Source organism: Chryseobacterium gwangjuense, assembly GCF_021311115.1.
Classification (GTDB): domain Bacteria; phylum Bacteroidota; class Bacteroidia; order Flavobacteriales; family Weeksellaceae; genus Chryseobacterium; species Chryseobacterium gwangjuense.
Genome location: NZ_JAJTNP010000002.1, coordinates 234,836 through 261,098 on the forward strand (window position 1 = coordinate 234,836; position 26,263 = coordinate 261,098).

The window sequence follows — 26,263 nt, forward strand, 5'->3', positions numbered from 1 at the left end:
ATTTGGTTTATTCTATTTTCTTCAATTCCTCACATGCAGTTCTATTACATACCCTTCATGACCTCTTACATTAATAAAATTTCCACCTTCAAAACCAAGATACTGCCCTTTAATTCCAGTCAGTTTTCCAGTGAACTCAGGTTTTTTATCTAAAGTAAATGAACTTACTTTTCCCGGTTTTTCGAAAGGGTAATCGAACTTCCAAAGTTCTTCTCCTTCACTGTAGAATTTTTGAAAATCCTCAGGGAAATATTCTTTTATTTTTTGCTGAAAATTTGCCAGATCTATTTCATCTTCAAAATCATCCTGAAGCATTTTTCTCCAGTTGGTTTTATCAGGAAGATGTTCTTTTAATGCAACTTCTATCATTCCGGCTTCATAGCGGTTTTCCGTTCTTGCAATAGGCAGTGCAAAAGTTGCGCCCTGATCGATCCATCTCGTAGGAATTTGTGTATTTCGGGTTACTCCAACTTTTACATCTCCTGTATAAGCTAAATATACGGTGTGCGGCTGTAGCTGTATTTCTTTTTCAACCTCAAGATCACGTTCTGCAATTCCTAAATGCGCTGTTGAAAGCTCAGGACGAATGATTGTACCACTTGCATAAGGACTTTCAAAAAAACAGCTTTTACAAAACCCCATTCTGTAGATAGGTTTATTTTCACCGCAATTGACACACTGAAAACCCGTATGTTTTATCGTTAGTTCTTTACCCAACAATTCATTCATGTGAATTAAATCTCCGGAAAGATTAAGATAATATTGAATCGGCTCATCATTGAAGCTCGTCATTTTTAAAATTTGCCCTTGAAACTGCATAATATTTAATAGTATTACTTTTTTAAGTAAATTTAATGATTTAAAATTTGAAAACTTAAATTTATAGTTTTGTAAAAGTAAAAAAACGCAAATGAATTATCTTGTTACAGGAGGAAGTGGTTTTATTGGTTCTCATTTGGTTGAACGATTATTAAAAAATGGACATTCTGTCATAAACATTGACAACTTCGATGATTTTTACGATTATAAAATAAAAATCAGGAATACTTTAGAATCTATTGGCAATAATTCTGATTTTAAGTTTTCAGATAAGAAAAGTGATTTAATAAAGCTTGCATCCATTACCGAATCTCCTAATTATAAGATTTACATTGAAGATATCCGTAATAAAGATACGTTAAAAACCATATTTAAAGACCATTCCGTTGATCTGATCATTCATTTAGCCGCTTTGGCTGGAGTTCGCCCTTCAATAGAAAGACCTCTAGACTATGAAGAAGTGAATATCAAAGGAACAATGAATCTTTGGGAACTTTGTAAAGAATTCAATATCAATAAATTCATTAACGCTTCTTCATCAAGCGTCTATGGAAACAACGAAAAAATTCCTTTTGCAGAAACCGACAATGTTGACCATCCGATATCTCCTTACGCAGCTACCAAAAGATGCGTGGAGGTTCTTGGGCACGTCTATCATAATTTATACAATTTAGATTGCATTCATCTTCGTTTTTTCACGGTGTATGGTCCAAGACAAAGACCGGATCTTGCCATCTATAAATTTACAAAACTCATCGTTGAAGGGAAAGAAATACCTTTTTACGGGGAAGGAAATACTTCCAGAGATTATACTTATATCGATGATATTATCGACGGAATTACCAAATCTGTCAATTATATAGAAAACAATTCAAATATCTACGAAATCATCAACCTTGGAGAAAGTGAGGTCGTTAGTTTAAGCGAGATGCTTTCTACCCTAGAAAACACGCTTAAAAAATCTGCCATTAAAAAAAATCTGCCAATGCAACCCGGCGATGTCCTCAAAACTAGTGCAGATATTACAAAAGCTAGGACATTAATTGACTATAAACCTGACACCAACTTCCAAAATGGCATAAAAAAATTTGTGGAATGGTTTTTGAGAAATGACATCCCATAAGTCTTCAATAACGATTGGAAAGCAGTCTATACAAAGGAGAATGAACAAAAATTAATAAAAAGAGTTGAAAATCAAGTATAAAAAAGCATATAATATAAGCTATTTTTATACTTTTGCAAAAAATTAGAAAATTATGTACTGGACATTAGAATTAGCTTCTTACTTAAGTGACGCACCTTGGCCGATGACAAAGGCAGAGCTTATCGACTACGCGATCAGAACTGGTGCACCGATGGAAGTAGTGGAAAATCTTCAAGCGATCGAAGATGAGGGAGAAATTTATGACGCAATCGACGAAATCTGGAGCGATTATCCTACGGACGAAGATTATCTTTGGAACGAAGACGAATATTAATTAAAGCATTGAGCTTTAAGCAATAGCTTAGAGCTTTTTTGCCCTTTTTAAATATCAATTTTGCACGATAAGTGTTATTAAAACGCTTAAAGTATATCGCTTTAAGCATAAAGTAAAAATTTATGAGTTTTTTAAATAAAGTTCTAAAAGGGTTTTTGGGAGACAAAAAAGCGCAGGACCTAAAAGAAGTAAAAAAAGTTGTAACAAAAATCAAAGCTGTTGAACCGTCTATTCAGCAATTATCTGACGATGGTTTAAGAGAGAAAACTGCTGAGTTTAAAGAAAATATTAAATCTGCAACCAGCAAAATCACAGCTCAGATAGAACAGATTCAAGAGCAGATAAAAAATTCGACAAATGTTGACGAAAAAGAAGCTCTTTTTTCAAAGATTGAGACTCTAAAGAAAGAATCATACGAAATTGAAGAAAAAGTTCTACTCCAAATTCTTCCTGAAGTTTTTGCTTTGGTAAAAGAAACAGCAAGAAGATGGGCTCAGAATGGAGAAATCCGTATAACAGCTTCTGATTGGGACAGACAATTGGCTGCTGCAGGTAAAGATTTCGTAGAAATTCAAGGAGATCAAGCGGTTTGGAAAAACTCATGGGATGCTGCCGGAACACCAGTAAACTGGGATATGGTACATTATGATGTTCAGTTTATCGGAGGGGTTATTCTTCACAGCGGTAAAATTGCCGAAATGGCAACCGGAGAAGGTAAAACTTTGGTAGGAACATTACCTATTTTCTTAAATGCACTTCCTGCAAGAGGAGTTCATGTGGTAACAGTAAACGACTACCTTGCCAAAAGAGACTCGGCTTGGATGGGACCATTGTACCAATTCCACGGAATGTCGATCGACTGTATCGATAACCACCAGCCGAACTCAGACGGAAGAAGAAAAGCATACAACTCAGATATTACTTACGGAACCAATAACGAATTTGGATTCGATTATCTGAGAGATAATATGGTAACTTCACCTTCAGAACTGGTACAAAGAGAATTAAACTTTGCTATCGTCGACGAGGTTGACTCTGTTTTAGTAGATGACGCAAGAACACCATTAATTATTTCTGGTCCTGTTCCACAAGGAGACAGACAGGAATTTGATGTTCTTAAACCTTCTATCGACAGAATTGTTGAAGTTCAGAAAAAAACAGTTTCCACGATTTTTAATGAAGCGAAAAAATTAATCGCTGTAGGAAACACAAAAGAAGGAGGATTTAAGTTGCTTCAGGCTTACAGAGGTCTTCCTAAAAACAGACAATTAATCAAATTCTTATCGGAAAGCGGAAACCGTGCATTGCTTCAGAAAGTTGAGGCTCAGTATATGCAGGACAACAACCGTGATATGCCGATCGTAGATAAAGATCTATACTTCGTAATTGAAGAAAAGAACAATCAGGTTGATTTAACGGACAAAGGTGTTGAATACATGTCTCAAGGAAACTCTGATGCTAATTTCTTCGTTCTTCCTGATATCGGAACTGAAATCGCTGAACTTGAAGCTAAAAATTTAACTAAAGAAGAAGAATTTGAAGCTAAAGAAAGACTTTTCTCTGATTTTGCTGAAAAATCTGAGAGAGTTCACACGATGAGCCAATTGCTTAAAGCGTATACATTATTCGAAAAAGATGATGAATATGTAGTCATTGACGGTGAAGTAAAAATCGTTGACGAGCAAACAGGTCGTATCATGGAAGGAAGACGTTATTCAGACGGTCTTCACCAGGCAATCGAAGCGAAAGAAAACGTAAAAATTGAAGCTGCCACTCAAACTTTTGCAACAGTTACCCTTCAGAACTATTTCCGTATGTACAACAAACTTGCGGGGATGACAGGTACTGCTGAAACGGAAGCGGGTGAGCTTTGGGAAATCTACAAATTAGACGTTGTGGTAATTCCTACCAACCGTCCGATTTTAAGACATGACAGACAAGATTTAGTTTACAAGACTAACAGAGAAAAATATAACGCAGTAATTGAAGAAGTTGAAAAATTAACAGCTGCAGGAAGACCAGTATTGGTTGGTACGACTTCAGTTGAAATTTCACAGTTATTATCAAAAGCTCTTCAATTAAGAAAAATTAATCACCAGGTTCTTAACGCGAAGCTTCACAAAAAAGAAGCGGAAATCGTTGCCGGAGCAGGACAACCTGGAGTTGTAACTATTGCAACCAACATGGCAGGTCGTGGTACGGATATTAAGCTTTCTAAAGCGGTAAAAGAAGCAGGAGGTTTAGCAATTATTGGTACCGAAAGACACGATTCAAGACGTGTTGACAGACAGTTGAGAGGTAGAGCGGGACGTCAGGGAGATCCGGGAAGTTCTCAGTTCTATGTGTCTTTGGAAGACAACTTGATGCGTCTATTCGGTTCTGAAAGAATAGCTAAAATGATGGACAGAATGGGTCATAAAGATGGTGAAGTTATTCAGCATTCTATGATCTCTAAATCTATCGAAAGAGCTCAGAAAAAAGTAGAAGAGAACAACTTCGGAACAAGAAAGAGACTTCTTGAGTATGACGACGTAATGAACAAACAGCGTGACGTAATCTATAAGAGAAGAAAGAATGCTTTATTTGGAGATCACTTGAAGTATGATATTACAAATATGATCTTTGATGTGGCCAATTCTATCGTTGCGAAAGGAAAAGCTACAGGAAGCTTTAAAGATTTCGAATACGAAATTATCAAGACTTTCACAATGGAATCTCCTGTTTCTGAGAATGACTTCAAGGGTAAAAATATTCAGGATTTAACGAATATTTTATTCAAGGCTGCTCAGGAAGATTATCAGATGAAACTGAACTTATTGAAAGAAAAATCATTCCCTATCATTGAGAATGTTTATCAAAACCAAGGTTCAATGTTCAAAATGATTCAGGTTCCTTTCACAGATGGCCACAAAACGATGACCATCGTAGCAGATCTTAAAGAAGCATATGACACTCAGTGTGAAAGTTTAGTTAATGATTTTGAAAAGAATATCACTTTATCCATCATCGACGAAAACTGGAAACTTCACCTTCGTGAGATGGATGATCTAAGAAGATCTTCTCAGGGAGCTGTTTATGAGCAAAAAGATCCGCTTGTTATTTACAAACAAGAATCTTTCCACTTATTCAGTGAAATGATCGACAAATTGAACAAAGAAATTATTTCGTTCTTATATAAAGGAGAAATTCCAGCGTAAGAAACTACTTAATTCACAATACAAAAACCGCATCAACACAGTTTGTTGCGGTTTTTTGTTATTTATTGTATAATAATTTTATGATAAATATCAATATTATAATTTATTTAGAATAATTAAAAACAATATATTTGCAGAAAATTTTTGTTTCATGAAAAATGTACTGATCTGTGCTTCACTGTTAGGTTCTATGCTAACTTTTGCTCAGGAAAAAGATTCAATAAAATCTAATGATATTGAAGAGGTAATCGTAAACGGGAAATATTATCAAAAATATAAACTGAATGAAGTTTCAGGATCTTTAAGACTGCAAACTCCAATTATTGAACTTCCTCAAAATGTTCAATCGATAAGTGCGGGAATTTTAGCAGATCAGATCACATTAAATATGTCCGAAGGTATCGTAAGAAACGTAAGTGGAGCAAGAAAAGTAGAACATTGGGATAATGTTTATTCGAATGTATTTATGAGAGGAGCAAGTATTGCAACTTACATGAACGGAATGAATGTTACCTCTACTTGGGGACCAATAAACCCCGATGCTTCAATCATTGACAGGATAGAATTCGTGAAAGGCCCGGCTGGATTTATGGGCTCTATGGGAGATCCTGCAGGCTTCTACAATATTGTTACAAAAAAACCAACTGGAAAGTTTCAAAATTCTGTAAGGTTCACAACGGGAAGTTACAATCTTTTTAGAGGTGAAGCTGATTTAGACGGAGTCCTTGTAAAGAATGGAGTTTTAGATTATCGTCTCAATGTAATGGGCAGTACAAACGGATCTTGGGTAGAAAATGATAAAACAAAAAAAATCATTGTGGCTCCTTCCATTACTTTTAGACCAACTAAAACCACAACACTTACTGCACAATATAATTACCAATTTTTAAAATTTTCTCAACCCGGAGCTTACTTAATGTCTAAAGATGGATACGCTTCTTTAAACGTTCATACCAACTTTAATGACAAAAACTTTAAAGAAACTGAAGTAAGAGATCAAAGTTTATTCCTGACATTAGATCAAAAATTATCCAAAGACTGGCTGTGGAGCACGCAGTATGCTTACATGGATATGAATTATGACGGTGGTTCTTGGTGGGGAAACTTCGACACTCAAAACAGCAACATTTTTAACAGAACATTAAGCAATTGGCAAGCTGTCGGAAAAAATCATATTTTCCAAACCTATATTAGAGGAAGTTTGAAAACAGGCAATATCACTCACAAAATTATTGCAGGATTTGATTATGGAGACAGAAAATATAATGCTGATTTCTCAGGATACGCAAATGGTGTTTATCCTATAAATATTTACAACCCTCAATACGGTGTAGATCCTTCAACATTGCCTTCTAATGATTTTTACACACTAAATCCATCTGCAGCTTTTTATAATGATCAGGGAGTAAAATACACATCATATTATGCTCAGGATCAGATTGAAATGTTCAACAACAAATTACGTTTAACATTAGGAGGAAGATATACAAACGGGACAACATACGCCGGTTACCCGTATTATTCTGAAAACAATATTGTTCCGAAAGATAAAGCTGATGAATTCACCCCTAGAGTTGGTCTAAGCTATTCTATTAAAGACGATTTTTCTGTATATGGGGTTTTTGATAAAACGTTTGCTCCTCAATCAGGATTAGGTAAAAACAATACTTCAATTACAGATCCTTTCAAAGGTCAAAACATTGAATTCGGAATGAAAAAGGACTGGTTCAATGGAAAATGGAATACAACAATTGCATTTTACGAAATCAGAAGAAAAAACATTTTGGTTGCAGGAAACTCTAACGAGAATAATGGCATAGGTTTTCAAGTTCCAACAGGAGAACAACGAGCTAGAGGTTTTGAAACCGATATTAAAGGAGAGATCATAAAAGGATTAAATGTAGTAATCAATTATGCTTACACGGATGCCAAAACAGTGGAAGATACAGATCTTACAAGAATTGGTGTTCAATCTCCAGGTAACGCAAAAAATGTCCAAAATACATGGTTAAGCTATAGATTTGAGAATGGCAAACTAAAAGGATTCGGTATTTCAGCAGGTTATCAATATCAAGGCGGGAGACAGTCTTGGTTTGGAACAACAGCTAAATATGACCAACGTTTAGAAGATTATTTCGATACTAACTTCGGAATCTCTTACGCTGCCAAAAAATTTGACATTAATTTCCTATTAAATAACACCTTAAACCGAAAGTTATACAGCGGCTACAGATCAGATGATGGTTCATATGCATGGATTTATAATGCTCCAAGAAACTTCAGATTATCAATCGGATACAAATTCTAAAAAAGCAAAAGCTAGCCACTCAAATGGTTAGCTTTTTACCATGAAGAAGAAACATCACCATAAGAAAAAACCTTCATTGATAAAAAAATGGTCTGCCAAACTGCATTTGTGGTTTGGCTTATCCGTAGGTCTCATTGTTTTTATTGTTTCCTTATCGGGTACAATGTATGTTTTCAAGGATGAAATTCAGGACATCCTTCGAAAAGATGCCATTTATATCAATCCCCAAGCGAAACAAAATCCCTTGTCTATAGACGTTCTTAAAGAAAAAGTTTCGTTAGAGATCAATGAAAAATACCCGATAAGTTCTGTTGAAATTCCTTTAGCTCCAAACAAATCTTACGAATTCTTTATTTATGAAAAAGATAAAAAAGGATGGAATTATTTCAACGAGGTAAAGGTTAACAAACTGATTTATGTAAACCAATACACCGGGGAAATTCTAGGGATTTACAATGAAAAGTATGACCTCTTCCCTATTTTAAAATCAATTCACTGGGGTTTATTGTTGAAATCAGATTGGGGGAAATATACCGTTGGAATTCCGGTGATATTGTTCATCATTATGCTTATTACAGGAATTGTACTTTGGTGGCCTAAAAATAAAAAAGCAAGAAAAGGACGCTTTTCATTTGACTGGAAAAATGTAAAAACATGGAAGCGAAAAAACTATGATCTTCATAATGTTTTGGGCTTTTATGTTTCTTTTATTGCTTTATTGATGAGCCTTACAGGAATTTACTTTGCTTATCCTTGGGTTAAAAACACATTTAACGTCACTTTATCAGGTTCTTGGGAACTTCCAAAAGAAAAAGAAATCAAATCACCGGATTCACTTTTGGCAAAAAGCAATTCAGTTTATGATTTTACAGTTCAGCAGACTAAAGCATTATATCCGGGATCATCAAGTTTCAGAATTCCTTTGAATGGAAAAAACAAAAAAGGAAAAGAATTAAAAAATATCCCTGTCACCGTTTATCAGAAAGACGGAAGATTCAGTGAAAGAAATCTGCTTGCTTTTGACAAATATTCAGGAAAACTATTATCAAATAAACCTCATCAAAGCTTAACCAACGCCGAAAAATACTCCAATGCCAATTATGACGTTCATACAGGTTCATATTTTGGATTGTTTGGAAAAATCATTTGGTTTTTAGCAGGATTAATTTGCACGTCATTACCCGTTACAGGATTTTTGATATGGTGGGGAAAACAAAAAAAGGAAAGAAAAAAAATATCATGAAAAAGGCTCTTTTATCAGTAGCTTGCCTAGGATCAGTTACTATTTTTGCACAGAAAGCAGACAGCGTAAAAACATCTAATGTAGAGGAAGTAGTACTTACCGCTTCACGAAAAAAAGAAAACATTAAAGAAGTACCCAGCTCTATTACCATTGTAGGCGAGAAACAAATTCAGTCTCAATTGTCGGTAAATTCTGACATTTCCAGTATTTTACAATATACAGTTCCTAGTTTAGGTCCAAGTTCAGGACAAACATCAAATTCAGGACAAACCTTAAGAGGAAGACAGGTTCTGGTATTAATTGACGGCGTTCCACAATCTACTCCTCTAAGAAACGGAGCAAGAGATATTCGTTCTATCGATCCTTCTGTAATTGAAAGAATTGAAGTTATAAAAGGAGCTTCTTCTATCTACGGAAACGGTGCAGATGGAGGTATAATCAATTACATCACCAAAAAAAACACATCTGACAAAAAAATAATGGGAGTTTCTCAGGTTGGTATTACAGGACAACCTTATGGAGGAACTTTGGGAGCAAGAGCCAGCCAGTTTTTAGCCGGAAAATCCGGAAAGTTTGATTATGCCCTTTCATTAGCCTATGAAAGAACAGGTAATATGAAAGACGGGGACGGAGTACATCTTACACCTACATACAGCCCGGCAAAAATGGATAACTATAATGGAATGCTGAAGATTGGTTTTGATATTAATAAAAACCAGAGAGTAGAAGCTTCTTACATTGGATATGCTTCAAAATCTGACCTCAATCTGGGTCTTAAAACCGGAAAATATGGTGTTACCCCTTCCATTGGTGAAGGCGAAGGTCAAGGATTAGAAACTACTCCGCAAGGAACCCCTAGAAATCACAATTTCAGACTGACTTATGACAATAGCCAAATCTTCAGAAACACCTCTTTAAATATTAATTTATACTCTCAGGATTTCAGAACGGTATATGGATACAGCAATACTTTTCTAAATGGAGGACAATCTAATATTATCTCCAAGAAATATGGAGTAAGAGCCAATTTTGACACTCAAATTTTTAATCATCAAAATGCTCAGCTTGAAGTGATGTACGGAGCGGATATCCTGAATGACCAAACCGTTCAGAAACTTGAAGACGGAAGATATTGGACACCTGACATGAGCATGACCAATATTGCTCCTTTTGCCTTAATTAAATTAGATTTATTTAAAAAATTAACCATTAAAGGAGGTTTGAGATATGAAAACATGAAGGTGAATGTAGGCGATTTCAACACTTTACCCAGCCTGAAAGCAGATAATACTTTCACCAAGAGTATTTTTGTAAAAGGAGGAGATTTGGAATACAATGCTCTTGTAGGAAATATCGGAGTACGTTATAATATTAACAACGCATTGAATCTTTTCTCCAGTTTCTCACAGTCATATTCAATTAATGAATTAGGGCGTATTTTAAGAACTTCCACAGAATCTACAATTGCCAACCTGGAAACAAAGCCTATCATTGTCAACAACTATGAACTAGGTGCTACTGGACAAATTACAAAATGGTTGAACTATGAAGTGACTTCTTATGTAAGTACTTCAAAACTTGGAGCCTCTTTCATCCAAAGCGCAGACAGAGCAATAACCATTCAGCGCTCTCCGGAAGTTGTATATGGTGTTGAAGGATACCTTCACTTCTCTCCATCCAGATGGATTAATTTCGGAGGAAGCTACAGCTGGCTGGAAGGGATCACTTCTCTTAATGATGATGGTGATTACTCTGCAAAAATCAACAACTCCAGAATTTCAGCTCCAAAAATACTTGCCTACGTACAAGTACGTCCGACTAAAGCACTTTCTTTAGGTCTAGATATGCTTCATTCTTTCGAACAAGACCGATTCACTCCAAATGCTAAAACAGGGCTTTATACGTATGGAGAAGGATATGTACCTGAAACTACCATTTTTAACTTCAGATCGTCTTACCAAATCAATTCTAACTGGAAAGCTTCTTTAGGAATAGAAAACCTATTTAACAAGACTTATCAGCCTGCAATTGCATGGTGGAATGCAAGAGATACAGAATTTGTGAATGCTTTAGGAATGAGAGGAACTTTCATGGTTGAATATAAATTTTAATTAAACCAAATAAAAATTTAAAACTTACCTTTATTGAACTTACAATAAGCATGAGGAAAAAACATCATCATAAAAAAAAGTCAGGCACATTCAAAAAATGGACTGGAAAACTGCATTTGTGGTTCGGTTTGGGGATCGGATTCCTAATCTTCATCATCTCTATTACAGGAGCATTATATGTTTTCAAGGACGAAATTGAAAACGTAACGAGAAAGGATGTAATTTACCACAACGAACAGAATATAGATCAGAAACAAATTCTTCCCATTCGCGTCTTAGAAAAAGCAGTGGTGGAACAGGTGAAAGAGAAATACCCTGTTCATTGGGTGAATATCCCGATTGATAAAAAGATGTCTTATCTTTTTTATTGGTATGAACACAATCCGAAAGGCTGGAATTATTTTGATGAATTTCCTATTTATAAAGTAGCGTATGTCAACCCTTACAACGGTAAAGTGTTAAGAACCTACGATGAAAAAAACGGATTCTTCCAGATCGTGAAGATGATTCACTGGAGCTATCTTTTAAAACAGGAATGGGGAACCTATCTTGTCGGAATTCCGGTAGTTATTTTTGTGATCATGCTCATTTCCGGGATTATCCTTTGGTGGCCAAAAAACAAAGCAGCAAGAAAGCAACGTTTCTCATTCAAATGGAAGAACGTAAAAAACTGGAAAAGAAAGAATTATGACATTCATAATATTTTAGGATTTTATGCCTCTATTTTTGCTTTAATCTTTTCATTAACAGGGTTATTTTATGCATTCTTTATTGTTCAGGCTGCGTTTTATTTCATTTTTTCAGGAGGAAAAACCGTCTATCCTGACTTTTCATCAATTAAAACCAAAGCTCCTATTGAATTAAGAACAGAAGGAACTTTAGACAAGATCAGCAATACCGTGAAAGCAAAATACCCTGATTCTTATGGTTTCTCTATTGATTTGGGTCATGAGCATATGGACGATCACGAACATCCTAATTTTGAAGTGTATGTAAAACATCTGTCCTATTCTTATCATAAAAGCAGTAGCCTTATTTTTGATGAAAATTCAGGAGAATTGCTTCATACTCACGATATGAAAGACAAAAATTTCGGCGAAAAAACAGTGGGAGCCAACTATGACATCCATGTTGGGTCTATTCTTGGCCTTCCTACAAAGATTATCGCTTTCATTGTAAGTTTGATATGTGCCTCATTACCAGTAACCGGCTTCATGATTTGGTGGGGAAGAAGAAAAAAGAAAACGATCAAAACGGTTTAAAAAGTTTTTTAAATAATTGTTTAATTAATAAGTTATTAATACAATCTTTTTTATAATTTTAACGTTTTAGAATTTTAAAAATAGAAATGTCATTAGTAGATTTGTCAAAACACGTTGCGCTGGGAATTGATATTGGCGGAACAAATACAAAATTTGGGGTAGTAAACCACCGAGGTGAAGTCCTTGAAAAAGGAAATATCCGAACCGATGCCTATCCTACTGTAGAAGAATATATTGATGCTTTATACGAAGCTGTTCGCCCACTGATCGACAGCCACGGGAAGGAGAAAAATTTTGATGGAATAGGTGTAGGAGCTCCAAATGCCAACTACTATACAGGTACTATAGAACATGCACCCAATTTACCATGGAAGGGCATTATTCCTTTTGCAGAATTGATGAACGCTAAATTTGGACTTCCATGTACCATAACCAATGATGCTAATGCTGCTGCTATAGGAGAAATGCTTTTCGGAGCAGCCAGAGGAATGAAAGATTTCATTATGATTACTTTGGGAACAGGAGTAGGAAGCGGAATCATTGCCGGAGGTAAATTAATCTACGGACATGATGGGTTTGCAGGAGAATTAGGACATACCATTGTAAAACCAGGCGGAAGAAAACATTGGAGCACAGGTTCTGAAGGTTGCCTTGAAGCTTATGCTTCTGCAACAGGTATTGCCATTACTGCAAAGAAAATGCGTGCTGAATTTCCGGAATCTATGCTCAATCAATATCCTGAAGAAGTAATCAATTCTAAAACGGTACATGAATGTGCTCTGAAAGGAGATCCTATTTCAATGGAAGTTTTCAGATATACAGGGCAGAAATTAGGAGAAGCATTAGCAAATTTTGTTATGTTTTCTTCTCCGGAAGCCATTCTTTTATTTGGAGGAGTAATTAAAGCAGGCGATTTTATTTTAAAGCCCACCAAACTTCATATGGAAAGAAACCTTCTTCCTATCTTCAGAAATAAAGTAAAATTGGTTTTCAGCGAACTGGACGAAGCAGACGCTGCCATTCTGGGAGCAAGTGCCTTAGTTTGGGAAAAGTAATTAAAAACTATTTTAATAATATTAAGCATCCTTTTCAGGGTGCTTTTTTGTTTTTCCTCGGATTACACTGATCTCTGTATTTTATTCTTTTAACGCAAAGTTTTAACTTAAAATACAATCTATTCAATTTGGCAAAGAAGAATCAACAAGTTGATTTGATGAAGCTATAACGTTAGCTTTGTGTAGCAAATTTATTTGTCTTTTCTTTCTTAAAATTAGAAGTTTAATAATAAACATCTTTGCGTTAAAAATTTCTCACAGGTTTTGTAGATCTCTCAAATGTTTATTTTTTATTTATAATCATTGTCTTTAAAACAATTAGTCTTATCTATAACAACAATTTGTATTTGGGGAATCTCTAAGAGCATACATTGCAAAAGTTTTTCATACTTTTGATCTGCTTTTCTCGACAAATTCAAATGATAAAAGAGAAAATAGGTAAATAAAACAATCTACTAAAATGGACAACAATAATTTAGAGCAAATCACTTTTGGCGGCGGATGTTTCTGGTGCGTCGAAAGCTGTTTTAATATGCTGAAAGGTGTAGAATCTGCCCTATCCGGATATTCCGGAGGACACAAAGACAATCCGACTTATCAGGAAGTTTGTACAGGAGAAACGGGACACGCAGAAGTAGTACAAATTACTTACAATCCTTCAATGATTTCCTATGAACAGTTGATGGATGTTTTCTTCTTCCTTCACGACCCTACCCAATTAAACCGACAAGGAAATGACATCGGAACTCAATATCGTTCTGTCATCTATTATAAAGACGAGGCTGAAAAAGCAAAAGCAGAAGAAGCCATCAAAACATCTCAGGAATCCGGAAGATGGTCAGGAACTTATGTTACCGAACTTACAAAATTCAGCAAATTCTGGCCTGCTGAACAATATCATCAAGGTTATTATAATGAAAACCCGACTCAGCCTTATTGCAGTGCCGTAGTTGGTCCAAAAATTCAAAAATTCAAAAAGCATTTTGGCGAACTGGGAATGCTGAATGCAGAATAATTTCTCATTATTAATCGAAAAAACAAAAGCGAAGAGAACAACCTCCTCGCTTTTTGTTTATGTAAAATCCCCTTATTCATCTTAAAAAGATCAAAACCAGAGGAATATTCAGCCATTTTTTTCAATTGAATTTTAAAGGATAGTTACTCCTCCATTTCCGTTGTATCTTTTGGCCTTCCTGCATATTTATAAAGAATAAGAGGGGTTGATTTTCTTAATTCTCTTCCATTCTCTGGATCTACACCATCCTCTGTAAAAAACTCCACTACATTATTATATTTTGAATACCAAGTTCTCCCAAGAGCATTGACTTCATTCAAAGTATCTTTTCTCATAATTTTCTGAAAATATAGATACTTATGTTCATTCATTGCCATTACATCAAAACCAGGACCGACAAAACTACTATCCGTCGCTATATATCTTTCTCCATTCCAATACATATAATCTTTCTCAACAGCACGTTTTTTACTCGACAATAAAGTAAATGGCATTGCAGTTCCTTTGTTTGTGCTCTTATTATTCGAAAAAACAATATTGCTTGTAAGAAGTAAAGTGACTAGAAAGAAACCCATAATTCCCAAACCATTTTGCTTAATTCCATCCGGAATTTTAAATGCTTGTCCGCTATCGTTAGAATTGTTGTTGGTAATATTTACGATAACATTTGAACATTTTTCTGACAAGGTCTCACTATTATCATCGAAATCTATTTTTACTATTGTTTTACTGACTTCTTCCCCCTTTTTAATAAAAGTTCTGGAAAACTCCATAAAATTTTTGTACCCAATGTATTCACTTAGCTTATCTAATATTTGAGAATCAACATTCAAATCTTTATCATCTCTTAAAAAAGCATCATAATAACGTACTAATGTTTTATCTGCAATAACAAATTTTAAATTTTCTTCTAAATACACACATAAATAAAGAGCTTGCCCACTTTTCGATTCTTTGCCAGATTCTCTTCTTGCCTGTTCAAACACCTCATTGATTAATAGTTTCTTCTTGAACATAATTAGTTTTTAAAAGCAATTACAAAATAGGTGAATTTCCCCCGTGTCGCATTACGGTTTCCCGTAACCAATTCCTGTCCATGTTTTGTCCGTCGATGTCTATGTTTTATCTAACACATACATCACTCTTTATTACATCTTTGCTTCAGAAAATCAGTTGATAAACAATCAATTAAAACAAAAACTACAACAAATTCACAAAACTGTTTTTCAAAAAAACAACCGAAGAAAACAGAAGAAAACTTTGGGTTGGGAAGCTGATGTTTCTCTTCCGTTTTTGAAGGTTCACTTCCCAAAAAAAATTAAGAAGCGCTTCGAAATTTTAATCGTGTACAGCTCAGAATCAAGATTCTGAGAGGAAGAAGAACAATTTCAACTTCAAATTTTTACGGAAATGATCCAGTTTATTGTAATGCTATTGAGTTTAGCATTCGGACACAATAATGCAAATACTACAACATCCAATAATAATCAAACAACAGTAACCATACTGAGTGATTCTGATCCAGGAGAGGGAATAGATCCAGATGGACCAGGAAGCGGTGGCGGAACTACAGGAGACACAGGGCAACTGCCTCCGCCATTTACAAATCCATAAATAATTCAAGGATAGGTTTTATAAATCTGTCCTTTTTTATTGCTATTTTGCAAAGAAAACTAAAATGATGAAAAAGATATTATTTTTAATACTATTAATATCTCTTATATCTTGTTCAAAAAAAACACCCGAGCAACATAACACTGTAAAAAATACTTATCATAAGAAGGGTGAAAAATTTAGAGATTCTAAAGACCTTGATTCCGCATTTTATTATTACTCTCTTGCCAAAGAAAAATACATTAAGAACAATGATTCTGTTAAGTCCGCAGAATCATTAATAAACATGGCTCTCATACAAACGACAAAAGGTGATTTCTACGGAAGTCTTGAAACGTCTTTAGATGCCAATAAACTTTTGATTAATGAAAAAAGTGCAATAATAAGAAGAGATTTAGCTATTAGTTATAATAATATGGGTATTGCATCTGGTTTTTTATACAATCATAATGATGCTATCCGGTTTTATAAAAAAGCCGCTCAGTTTACATCAAATAAAGAAGATGCACTGGTTTGCTACAATAATATAGCAGTAGCTTATCTATACAAAAAGAATATTGAGCTTGCCAAAAAATATTTAAGTTTAGCCATCCAAGCTAAAAATACCCAAAACTATTCCCGAGCTTTAAATAATCTAGGAAAATTAAAATTGCTTAAAAATCCTGATTATAATCCTCTTCCCGAATTTTATAAAGCGTTGGAGATTAGAATGAGTTCAAATGATTTAGAAGGTTTAAATTCAAGCTATTCTACTTTGACTGATTACTTTAAAGATAAAGAAAAAAACAGATCATTATTCTTCGCAAAAAAAATGTTAGAAACTTCAGTAAAGGTCAAAAACCCTGAAGACCAGATGCAGGCATTACAAAAACTTATTGAACTGGATCATACAAACTACTTAAAATATTTTAAAGACTTCCAATCTCTTAATGATAGCCTTATTATTTCTAGAGGAAAAGCAAAAAACCAATTTGCCCTGATTAGATATGAAACGGAAAAAAATAAAACGAATTTTTTAAAATCTGAAGCCGAAAATTCAGAAAATAAAATTAAAATCTTAAAACTATATTTTGGATTGGCTATTTTAGGGATTTGCTTGATTGCGTTATTTTCTCTCTATAAAAGAAGACAAAAAGTTCTAAAGAAAGAGAAAGAACTCGAGATCAAAGAAACACAACTCAAAATTTCGAAAAAAATACATGATGTTGTTGCTAACGGAATTTATCTGGTGATGACCAAGATTGAAAATCAGGAACATTTTGATAAAGATAAGACGTTAGATGAACTGGAATTCGTCTACGAAAAATCCAGAGATATTTCTTACGAGAAATCAGAGTTTTTGACTGAAGAAAAAAGTTTTAATGAAAAAATTTCTGAAATGGTTAGCTCATTTAAAAATAATGAAGTCAATACTTATTTGGCAGGAAATGATGAAAGTATTTGGAAAAATTTGGATTCAAAAAAACAAAGCGAGGTCTATCAAGTGATCCGTGAATTGTTAGTAAACATGAAAAAACACAGTAAGGCGGATCGTGTTGTTTTCAGATTTGAAAGAGAAAATAATCTCATTAGAATATTCTATACAGATAATGGAATAGGGATTTCTGGAGATGTGATTTATAAAAACGGACTGTCTTCTACGGTTTTCCGTATTGAAAGTATCAAGGGAGAAATTACTTTTGACACCAAAATCGAAAAAGGATTGAAAATTAATATCTCATTTCCTGTTTTCTAAAAAATTAAAAAAATGTTCAAAAAAGTTTTAATCGCCGAAGACCACGAAATGGGCAGTTACTCTGTCCAAAAGACATTAGAAGATTTCAATGTTCCAAAAGTTGATTATGTATATTATTGTGACGACGCATTGGCAAAAGTTCAAAAAGCCATCCGTGAGAATGAACCTTATGATCTCTTGATTACAGATCTTTCTTTCGAAGAAGACCATTATAAACAAAATATCAAAGGTGGAGAAGAATTGATTCAAAAAGTAAAGGAAATTCACCCTTCTCTGAAGGTCATTGTATTTTCCGGTGAACATAAATCCGGAATTATAGATTCCCTTTTTAAGGATTATCATATCAACGGCTATGTTCGTAAAGCAAGACATGATTCAAAAGAATTAAAAAAATCCATCGCTTCCGTTTTTATTGATGAAGATTATTTGTCATTTGATTTAAAAAAAGGGGTAAAAAAGCTTAATAGTTATGAATTTACGGCTTATGATATTACACTTGTTTCATTATTATCCAAAGGAGTATTGCAGAAAAACATTCCGGCTCATCTTCAGGAAAAAGGAATCAAGCCCAATAGCTTAAGCAGTGTTGAGAAAAAACTAAACAGTTTAAAAGAAGATCTTGAGGTGACGAGCAACGAACAGTTAGTCGCATTTTGTAAGGATATTGGGATTATTTAATATGATTCGGATCATATTTAATCTAAACCTTTCATTTTTTGAGAGGTTTTTGCTTTTACGGAAATCCGTAAGGATTCTAGGTTTTATCGATCTATTTTTGAGTAATAAACAATATGTTGACAGATCTTATTGTTCTGAATGTAATTAAACTAATAACCATAAAAACACATTACATATAAAACTGTCAAAAAAAGCGAGGGAATTTATTTCCTCGCTTATCTTTTATTTTCTTAACATTTCCGTATGTGGAATGTTGTCTTCCAGATATTTTTTCCCGGTGTCCTCAAACCCGAAACCACCATAGAATTTCAATAAATAATCCTGTGCTGAAATCCTGATTTCCGAAGTATGGAAACGGTTTTCTATGGTTTCAACAGCATATTGTATTAATAATTTCCCTAAGCTTTTTCCTCGGGCTTTCTCAGTTGTTAAAACTCTTCCGATCGAAGCTTCATCATATTTTATTCCTCTGTCAAAAATCCTGCAGTTGGCCAAAACTTCCCCATCCTCTTCAGCCCAGATATGAACTGCCTTCTGATCATAATTATCCAAATCAGGATAAGGACAGTTTTGCTCGATTACAAAAACATCAATTCTCGCTTTTAAAACTACATACAATTCAGGAACGGTAAATTCATCAAAAGTTTTAATTTTCCAGATAATATTACTCATCAAAACTCACATTATTATTAAACAAAAACTCATTTGTTTTCTGAATAAAGCTTAAAATTTCGTCTCCTCCTAGTTTCTTTTCCGCAGAAGTCACATACAACTCCGGAAGATCTTCCCAGGTTTTATGAAGCTCAGCCTTATAATCCTCTACATTTTTAATCGCAATATTAGGTTTTAACTTATCCACTTTTGTAAAAACAATTGAAAACGGAACTCCGCTTTCTCCACACCATTGAATAAACTCCAAATCAATTGCTTGAGGTTTATGTCTGGAATCTACCAATACAAAAAGATTCACTAAATTTCTTCTGTTTAAAATATAATTGGTGATGAGTTTTTCAAAATCTTTTCTGATGGACTTGGAAACTTTTGCATATCCGTATCCCGGCAAATCCGTCAGATACCAACTGTCATTAACGATAAAATGATTAATAAGCTGAGTTTTTCCGGGAGTCTGTGAAGTTTTTGCCAAATCCTTATGATTCATCATTGCATTAATCAGTGATGATTTTCCAACATTAGATCTTCCGATAAAAGCATATTCGGGAAGTGTAGGTTCCGGGCAATCTTGCCATTTTCCACTACTTTTTACAAACGTTGCTGTTTTAATAACCATTTTTTAGAGTATTTTAGAAAAACAAACCATTAAGAAAAAGCTCTTAATGGTCATTTTTATTTTAATTTTAAACTTTATCTTTTATCCAGCTATAAAGAATTTCATTGAATTCATCTGGTTTTTCCATCATTGCTGCATGACCACATTTATCGATCCAGAACAAATCTGAATTTGGAATAAATTTGTGCATATCCTCAGCAACTTCAGGAGGCGTTACATTATCCTGCTTTCCCCAAATCAGACACGTTGGTGTCAGAATTTTAGGTAAATCGTTCAACATATTGTGTTTAATCGCGCTTCTTGCCAGCATTACCGTTTTGATTCCCTTCATTCTGTCATTCACCACACCAAAAACTTCATCTACCAAATCTTCCGTAGCAACAGAAGGATCATAAAAAACCTCTTCTGTTTTCTTTCTGATATAAGAACGATCATTCTTTCTTGGGAAACTATCTCCGAAAGTTCTTTCATACAAACCGGAGCTTCCTGTAAGAACAAGATTTTTAACCAAATCAGGTCTTGCTAAGGTCAAAATTAACCCAACATGGCCACCCATTGAATTTCCGACAATGGTAACAGGTCCCTGAACATGGCTCTCAATAAACTTTATTATATATTTTGCTAAAGTCGTAAGATTGGTATTGAGTACCGGCAAATCGTAGATCGGTAACTGAGGAACATATACTTTGAATCCTCTGTTTGAAAAAAAATCTACCATTTTATCGAAATTACTCAAACCACCCATTAAGCCGTGTAACAGCACCAATGAATGTCCTTCCCCCGCTTCTACAAAGGTATATTTCTTTTCTTTTTTTGTACTAAATATCATATTATGCCTGTAATAAAGCCTTGCAAAAATACAAATTAAACCTCAAAAAAATTTTGATTACCCTAATTTAAAATAAAAATAATATAATAATCCTTTTTTTAATCATTTTTTTGAAAATCTCTTTATTATGGCTTGAATAACAACAAACACAACCTTCATCATATCAAACAATTACCCCCTAAAAACTCAATCTTTAATAAAACTTATTAACATTAAGGGAAAAAGTGGGAAAAAGTGGGAAATTTTGGAAATTATTATATAAATTTGCTCCAAATGAAAAGTTTCATTGGAACATATGAGTGTAAAATTGACGACAAAGGCCGCCTAAAAGTTCCTTCATCTTTAATCAAACAGATGGAAAACTTCGACGACAAGGCGTTTGTAGTCAAAAGATCTGTGTTCCAACCTTGTCTGGAAGTTTACCCTATGAACGCATGGGATAAAGTGATGGGCAAAATTAATAAACTTAACAGATTCATTAAAAAGAATGCTGATTTCATTAGAATGTTTACGGCAGGAGTAAAAACAGTAGAACTGGACAATGCGGGAAGATTACAGATCTCAAAAGATCTGACCCACTTTGCAGGCCTTCAGAAAGATATTGTAATTACAAGTGCAGGAGAATTGTTTGAAATTTGGGACAAAGAAGCCTACGAAAAGGTAATTTCCACCAATGAAGCCGATTTCGCCAGTCTTGCCGAAGATGTGATGGGCTCTTTCGATGAAGAATAATTACGCTGATTATTAAAAGCGAAAAAAAACACAACTAAAGTATGTATCATAACCCCGTTTTGTTGAAGCAAAGTGTAGATGATTTGGTAACGAATCCGGACGGAATATATGTGGACTGTACTTTTGGAGGAGGCGGTCATTCCAGAGAAATATTGAGCAGACTTTCAGACAAAGGAAGATTGTTCAGTTTTGATCAGGACTTAGACGCTCTTAAAAATACAATAGACGATCCTAGATTTACATTAATCAATCAGAATTTCAGATTTCTGGAAAACTCTTTATTAATGTATGGAATTTCTCAGATTGACGGAGTTCTGGCCGACTTAGGAGTTTCTTCCCACCAGTTCGATGAAGCTGAAAGAGGTTTCTCAACGAGAAGCAATGCTCCTTTGGATATGAGAATGAACGTCATGCAAGGTCTTGACGCAAAAAGAGTCATTAACGACTATGATGAGGAACAGCTTGCCGACATTTTTTACTATTACGGTGAACTGAGAGAAGCTAGAAAACTGGCAAGAGACATCGTTCATCACAGAAAAACTAAAAGCATAGAAACAACAGAAGATCTGAAAAAACTATTCAGCTATCTTCCACCGCATAAAGTGAACAAGTTTTATGCACAGTTGTTTCAGGCTATCAGAATTGAAGTCAACCAAGAGCTTGAAGTTTTAAAAGAAATGCTAGTTCAGGCATATAATGTTTTAAAACCGGAAGGAAGGCTGGTTGTAATCTCTTATCATTCTCTAGAAGACAGACTGGTAAAAAGATTTTTGAAAAACGGAATGTTTGAGGGAGAACCCGAAAGAGACATTTACGGAAACTATAAAAAAGCATTTGAATTGGTAAAGAGCAAAGCGATCATTCCGGACGACCAGGAGATTGAAGAAAACTCAAGAGCCAGAAGTGCTAAAATGAGAACAGGAATAAAAGTGTAAGGATTATCCACTCTTAAAATTCCCCTCCTCCGGAGGGGTGGCGAAAATTCAGAGAATTTTTGACGGGGTGGTTAAAAACTACGATTAATAATAAAAAATCAGACAAAGTCTGTGGCAAAAAGAACAACAAATCGTCCTCAGAAAAGATTAACTTTTATAGACATTATAAAAGGAAACTTTCTGAATCGTGACGAGGTTAAAATACATTATAAGTATTTCCTCCTGTTGTTTGTTCTGATGATGGCGATGATTTACAGCAATCATCTCGTCAACAAAAAGATAAAAATTGTCAACGCTTTAAAAGAAGAAACAGAAGAATATAAATCACGAAACGCTTACGCCCAAAGTAAGCTGATAAAAGTAAAAATGGAATCGGAATTGGGGAAAGAAGTTGCACGGGATTCTTTAATGACCTTGGAAAACCATCCTCATAAACTGCTAATAAAACTGGACAGTACAGATGCAAAAGCCAAATGAATACGACAACAAACGTAAAAAAACGTTAAGATGGGGCTACCTCTTCGCAGTGGTAGCTTTGTGCGTGTTTGTAATGTTTTTGGCAAGAATTATAATCTTACAAAACACTAATGTTCAGGAAATTAAAGACGATTACATTAATAAAAATTACCGGGAAGCAACTCTAAAAGCTGCCCGAGGAAACCTTTTCGCGTCCGATGGCTCAATTCTCGCAACCACGGTAATGCGCTACGATATCTATCTTGATTTCAAAACAATGAAAGACACTGTTTACACCAACAATATTGGTGCATTAACAGATTCTTTAAGCAAAATGTTCGGAAAACCAAGAGGAGAATTCAGAAAGAAGTTTGACGAACAGAGAAAAAAGAAAAACCAGTACTATACTTTAGTAAAAGGGCTGGATTTTGATCAATACGACAGGGTTCGAAAATTCCCAATCTTTAAAAAAGGAAAAAATAAAGGTGGGTTCATTGTAGACAGAAACTACAAAAGAGAACTGGCAACTTCGGAAATCGGAGCAGGAACCATCGGAATGGATGACGGCGAACATAAAGCAGGTCTTGAAGGTGCTTTTTCAAAATATTTACGCGGAACAGACGGGAAAAGACTAGAACAAAGAATTAATTCTTCCCAATGGAAACCTATTGACTTCTGGAAAGTTCAGGAACCCGTTGATGGAGAAGATGTATATACAACTTTAGACCTTAGAATCCAGGACATTGCACATTCTGCTCTTCAAAAGCAGCTGATCAATTTCGAAGCAAAACACGGAACTGTGATTGTGATGGAAGTTGAAACAGGGAAAGTTCGAGCCATGGTTAATTTAAGAAGAAATGATGACCGAGACTATGTTGATTCTTACAATTACGCTTTAAAAGACAATATTGAACCGGGTTCAACTTTTAAAACCATTTCATTATTAGCTGCCATGGATGATGGTTTTATCGATGAAAACACAACGGTAAATGTTGGAAACGGAGTTTGGGTGTATGCAAAACAAAGAATTTCGGATGGTCACGGCGGCGGAACTTATGATATCAGTGATGTTTTAGCAAAATCAAGTAACGTAGGATCTGCTAAACTGATTACAAAATATTATGCAGACAAGCCTCAAATTTTTCTGGATCATCTAAAACGCTGGAAACTATTCGACAAAATGAGCATCGAACTTCCAGGAATTACAAAACCGAAAATCGTAACCCCGGAAAATAAAAGATGGAATGCAGCAACATTAGCATCAATCGCTTACGGATATTCATCGAACATCAACCTTTTACAATTAGCAACTTTCTATAACGGAGTTGCTAATGGTGGTAAAATGCTGAAACCTCTGTTCATCGATAAAATCATGAAAGACGGGAAGGAAATGTACGTTGCCAAGCCTGAAGTAATGGTGAACAAAATGGCTTCTGAAAAAGCGATCAAAATGATGACCAGTGCATTGACCAAAGCCGTAGAAAAAGGAACAGCAAAGAGTATTTTCACTCCTAATTTAAAAATGGCAGGAAAAACCGGAACCGCAAGATTTGAGTATTGGTTGCCTGGTCCAATGAAATATCGTGCATCATTTGCAGGGTTTTATCCGGCAGACAATCCTAAATATACCTGCTATGTAATGATTAGCGAGCCTAATACAGCAAAAGGTTTTTATGGAGCAACTGTTGCAGCACCCGTTTTTAAAGAAATTGCAGGAAAAACTTTCTTAAAAACACCACAGAATATTGAAAGAGAAATGCTTGTGAACAATAAGGTAAACCTTAATAAAATGGTTGAGCCTAATGTGAAAATAGCAGTGAACAATAAACAAATGCCAAGTGTAGTAGGATTAATTGGTAAAAATGTAATCCCGCAGCTGGAAAATTTGGGTTATCGTGTAGATTACAAAGGAGTTGGAAGAATCAAAGAACAATTCCCATTGGAAGGCACGACAATAAGTAAGAACCAGAGAATTTATTTATCTCTACAGAATTAAAAATATAAAGCATCAAAGAAATGCAATTAATTGAATTATTAAAAAGAATCCCAGTTTTAGAAATTCACGGTGAAAACACTTGTGAAGTTTCCGAATTGGTTTTCGACAGCAGAAAGATTACTGAAGGCTCTTTGTATATTGCAATGAGAGGAACGGTTGTGGATGGACATTCATTTATTGCATCTTCAGTTGAAAAAGGAGCAAAAGCAATTGTTTGTGAAGAATTTCCCGAAAGTCTTAATGAAAATGTTACCTATGTTAAAGTAAAAGATTCATCTAAGGCATTAGGACAATTAGCGTCTAATTTCTACGGAAATCCATCTGAAAAATTAAAGCTGATTGGAGTTACAGGAACAAACGGAAAGACTTCTGTTTCTACCCTGCTTTTTGATGTTTTTAAAAATTTAGGATATGATTCTGCTTTGCTTTCTACTGTTGAGATCAGAATTGGAGAACAAGTAATTCCGGCAACTCACACTACTCCGGATGTGATTACCATTAATAAAATTTTAGCTCAGGCTGTTGAAGAAGGCTGTGAATTTGCTTTTATGGAAGTAAGTTCTCACGGAATTGCTCAAAACAGAATTGAAGGACTACATTTTAAAATTGCCGGTTTCACCAATCTTACTCACGATCATTTAGATTATCATAAAACATTCGACGAATATTTAAAAACGAAGAAAAGATTTTTTGATCAATTGGAAGATACAGCCGTTGCAATCACTAATGTTGATGATAAAAACGGAAATGTGATGCTTCAAAACACAAAGGCTACAAAAAGGTCTTATGCTTTGAAAACAATGGCGGATTTTCACGGAAAATTATTGGAAGTGGATTTCAACGGAATGTTATTGAATTTCAACGGAAAAGAATTCTGGACAACATTGACAGGAAAATTCAATGTTTACAACTTATTATTAGTTTTCGGAATTGCTTCTGAGCTTGGTTTTGAGCAGGATGAAATTCTTCAGGCAATCAGTCAGCTGAAAAGAGTTTCAGGAAGATTTGAAACCTTTAAATCTGATGGCGGAATTTTCTTTATTGTAGATTATGCACACACTCCGGATGCTTTGGAAAACATCTTGGACAGCATTAATGATATCAGAACGAAAAACGAAAGATTAATTACGGTTTTCGGTTGCGGAGGCGACAGAGATCACTCAAAAAGACCTGAAATGGGAAATATTGCCACCAAAAAATCAACGTTGGCAATCATCACTTCAGACAATCCAAGAACAGAAGATCCGGCTGTAATTATTAAAGAAATTGAAACAGGTGTTGAACCTCAGAACTTCAGCAAGTATACTTCAATTCCGGACAGAAGAGAAGCCATAAAAATGGCAATAAAGTTTGCAGAACCTAAAGATATTGTTCTCGTAGCCGGAAAAGGTCACGAAACCTATCAGGAGATTAATGGTGTAAAACATCATTTTGACGACAAGGAGACAATCAATGAGCTTTGGAAATTAATGAGTAAGTAAAATTTAAATTAAAAAATTTAGGAATTCAGAG

General features: G+C 34.7%; 22 protein-coding genes. 17 read left to right on the forward strand and 5 right to left on the reverse strand.

Translation table 11 applies throughout. The features are described from left to right. Positions 1-21: 21 nt before the first annotated feature. Positions 22-819 (reverse strand): DUF2797 domain-containing protein, encoded by a 798-nt coding sequence (locus LV842_RS04510; RefSeq protein WP_233110266.1) that lies wholly within the window; start codon positions 817-819, stop codon positions 22-24. Positions 820-910: 91 nt separating this feature from the next. Here LV842_RS04510 and LV842_RS04515 point away from each other — a divergent pair, with 91 nt between their 5' ends. The 9 genes from LV842_RS04515 (at position 911) to msrA (ending at position 14,488) form a co-directional block, all read left to right on the forward strand. Continuing rightward, the gene (locus LV842_RS04515; protein ID WP_233110267.1) at positions 911-1,942 is read left to right on the forward strand and encodes a GDP-mannose 4,6-dehydratase; all 1,032 of its coding nucleotides are present in this window, start codon (positions 911-913) and stop codon (positions 1,940-1,942) included. Between the two features lie 133 nt (positions 1,943-2,075). Beyond that, positions 2,076-2,297 (forward strand): DUF2795 domain-containing protein, encoded by a 222-nt coding sequence (locus LV842_RS04520; protein ID WP_027382805.1) that lies wholly within the window; start codon positions 2,076-2,078, stop codon positions 2,295-2,297. A gap of 122 nt (positions 2,298-2,419) precedes the next feature. Further along, entirely contained in the window at positions 2,420-5,494 is a 3,075-nt protein-coding gene (gene secA / locus LV842_RS04525; RefSeq protein WP_233110268.1) for a preprotein translocase subunit SecA, read from the forward strand. A gap of 151 nt (positions 5,495-5,645) precedes the next feature. After that, on the forward strand, positions 5,646-7,802 hold the full coding sequence (locus LV842_RS04530; RefSeq protein ID WP_233110269.1) for a TonB-dependent siderophore receptor: 2,157 nt from the start codon (positions 5,646-5,648) through the stop codon (positions 7,800-7,802). A gap of 40 nt (positions 7,803-7,842) precedes the next feature. Beyond that, the gene (locus LV842_RS04535; protein ID WP_233110270.1) at positions 7,843-9,045 is read left to right on the forward strand and encodes a PepSY-associated TM helix domain-containing protein; all 1,203 of its coding nucleotides are present in this window, start codon (positions 7,843-7,845) and stop codon (positions 9,043-9,045) included. Beyond that, on the forward strand, positions 9,042-11,156 hold the full coding sequence (locus tag LV842_RS04540) for a TonB-dependent receptor (RefSeq protein WP_233110271.1): 2,115 nt from the start codon (positions 9,042-9,044) through the stop codon (positions 11,154-11,156). The genes LV842_RS04535 and LV842_RS04540 overlap by 4 nt, the downstream gene beginning before the upstream one ends. Positions 11,157-11,206: 50 nt before the next feature. Then, positions 11,207-12,418, forward strand: coding sequence for a PepSY-associated TM helix domain-containing protein (locus LV842_RS04545; protein ID WP_233110272.1), 1,212 nt, complete (start codon positions 11,207-11,209; stop codon positions 12,416-12,418). An 86-nt stretch (positions 12,419-12,504) separates the two neighbouring features. After that, on the forward strand, positions 12,505-13,473 hold the full coding sequence (locus tag LV842_RS04550; protein ID WP_233110273.1) for an ROK family protein: 969 nt from the start codon (positions 12,505-12,507) through the stop codon (positions 13,471-13,473). A 460-nt stretch (positions 13,474-13,933) separates the two neighbouring features. Beyond that, entirely contained in the window at positions 13,934-14,488 is a 555-nt protein-coding gene (gene msrA / locus LV842_RS04555; protein ID WP_233110274.1) for a peptide-methionine (S)-S-oxide reductase MsrA, read from the forward strand. Between the two features lie 143 nt (positions 14,489-14,631). Here the strand turns inward: msrA and LV842_RS04560 are convergent, their stop codons facing one another. Beyond that, positions 14,632-15,504, reverse strand: a complete 873-nt coding sequence (locus LV842_RS04560) for a hypothetical protein (protein WP_233110275.1) — start codon at positions 15,502-15,504, stop codon at positions 14,632-14,634. A 394-nt stretch (positions 15,505-15,898) separates the two neighbouring features. Between LV842_RS04560 and LV842_RS04565 the strand changes: the two genes are divergently transcribed. The 3 genes from LV842_RS04565 (at position 15,899) to LV842_RS04575 (ending at position 18,515) form a co-directional block, all read left to right on the forward strand. After that, on the forward strand, positions 15,899-16,102 hold the full coding sequence (locus LV842_RS04565) for a hypothetical protein (RefSeq protein WP_233110276.1): 204 nt from the start codon (positions 15,899-15,901) through the stop codon (positions 16,100-16,102). Between the two features lie 286 nt (positions 16,103-16,388). Next, the gene (locus LV842_RS04570; RefSeq protein ID WP_233110277.1) at positions 16,389-17,837 is read left to right on the forward strand and encodes a tetratricopeptide repeat-containing sensor histidine kinase; all 1,449 of its coding nucleotides are present in this window, start codon (positions 16,389-16,391) and stop codon (positions 17,835-17,837) included. A 12-nt stretch (positions 17,838-17,849) separates the two neighbouring features. Beyond that, positions 17,850-18,515, forward strand: a complete 666-nt coding sequence (locus LV842_RS04575; RefSeq protein ID WP_233110278.1) for a response regulator — start codon at positions 17,850-17,852, stop codon at positions 18,513-18,515. 222 nt (positions 18,516-18,737) lie between these two features. On the opposite strand, the gene LV842_RS04580 is transcribed toward LV842_RS04575, so the two are convergent. The 3 genes from LV842_RS04580 to LV842_RS04590 form a co-directional block, all read right to left on the reverse strand. Beyond that, positions 18,738-19,187, reverse strand: coding sequence for a GNAT family N-acetyltransferase (locus LV842_RS04580; RefSeq protein ID WP_233110279.1), 450 nt, complete (start codon positions 19,185-19,187; stop codon positions 18,738-18,740). Next, on the reverse strand, positions 19,180-19,803 hold the full coding sequence (gene yihA / locus LV842_RS04585; RefSeq protein ID WP_233110280.1) for a ribosome biogenesis GTP-binding protein YihA/YsxC: 624 nt from the start codon (positions 19,801-19,803) through the stop codon (positions 19,180-19,182). The genes LV842_RS04580 and yihA overlap by 8 nt, the downstream gene beginning before the upstream one ends. Before the next feature lie 67 nt (positions 19,804-19,870). Next, on the reverse strand, positions 19,871-20,632 hold the full coding sequence (locus LV842_RS04590; RefSeq protein ID WP_233110281.1) for an alpha/beta fold hydrolase: 762 nt from the start codon (positions 20,630-20,632) through the stop codon (positions 19,871-19,873). A gap of 273 nt (positions 20,633-20,905) precedes the next feature. On the opposite strand from LV842_RS04590, the gene mraZ reads away from it, so the two are divergent. The 5 genes from mraZ (at position 20,906) to LV842_RS04615 (ending at position 26,232) form a co-directional block, all read left to right on the forward strand. After that, positions 20,906-21,364 (forward strand): division/cell wall cluster transcriptional repressor MraZ, encoded by a 459-nt coding sequence (gene mraZ, locus LV842_RS04595; RefSeq protein ID WP_233110282.1) that lies wholly within the window; start codon positions 20,906-20,908, stop codon positions 21,362-21,364. Between the two features lie 41 nt (positions 21,365-21,405). Further along, positions 21,406-22,299: a 16S rRNA (cytosine(1402)-N(4))-methyltransferase RsmH gene (rsmH, locus tag LV842_RS04600; RefSeq protein ID WP_233110283.1), complete on the forward strand. Its 894-nt coding sequence runs from the start codon at positions 21,406-21,408 to the stop codon at positions 22,297-22,299. 111 nt (positions 22,300-22,410) lie between these two features. Further along, a complete protein-coding gene (locus LV842_RS04605) occupies positions 22,411-22,776 on the forward strand; it encodes an FtsL-like putative cell division protein (protein WP_123944191.1) in 366 nt (121 codons plus the stop codon). Further along, entirely contained in the window at positions 22,760-24,751 is a 1,992-nt protein-coding gene (locus LV842_RS04610) for a penicillin-binding transpeptidase domain-containing protein (protein ID WP_233110284.1), read from the forward strand. Before LV842_RS04605 ends, LV842_RS04610 begins: the two co-directional genes overlap by 17 nt. Positions 24,752-24,771: 20 nt before the next feature. Beyond that, a complete protein-coding gene (locus LV842_RS04615; protein ID WP_233110285.1) occupies positions 24,772-26,232 on the forward strand; it encodes a UDP-N-acetylmuramoyl-L-alanyl-D-glutamate--2,6-diaminopimelate ligase in 1,461 nt (486 codons plus the stop codon). Positions 26,233-26,263: the final 31 nt, after the last annotated feature.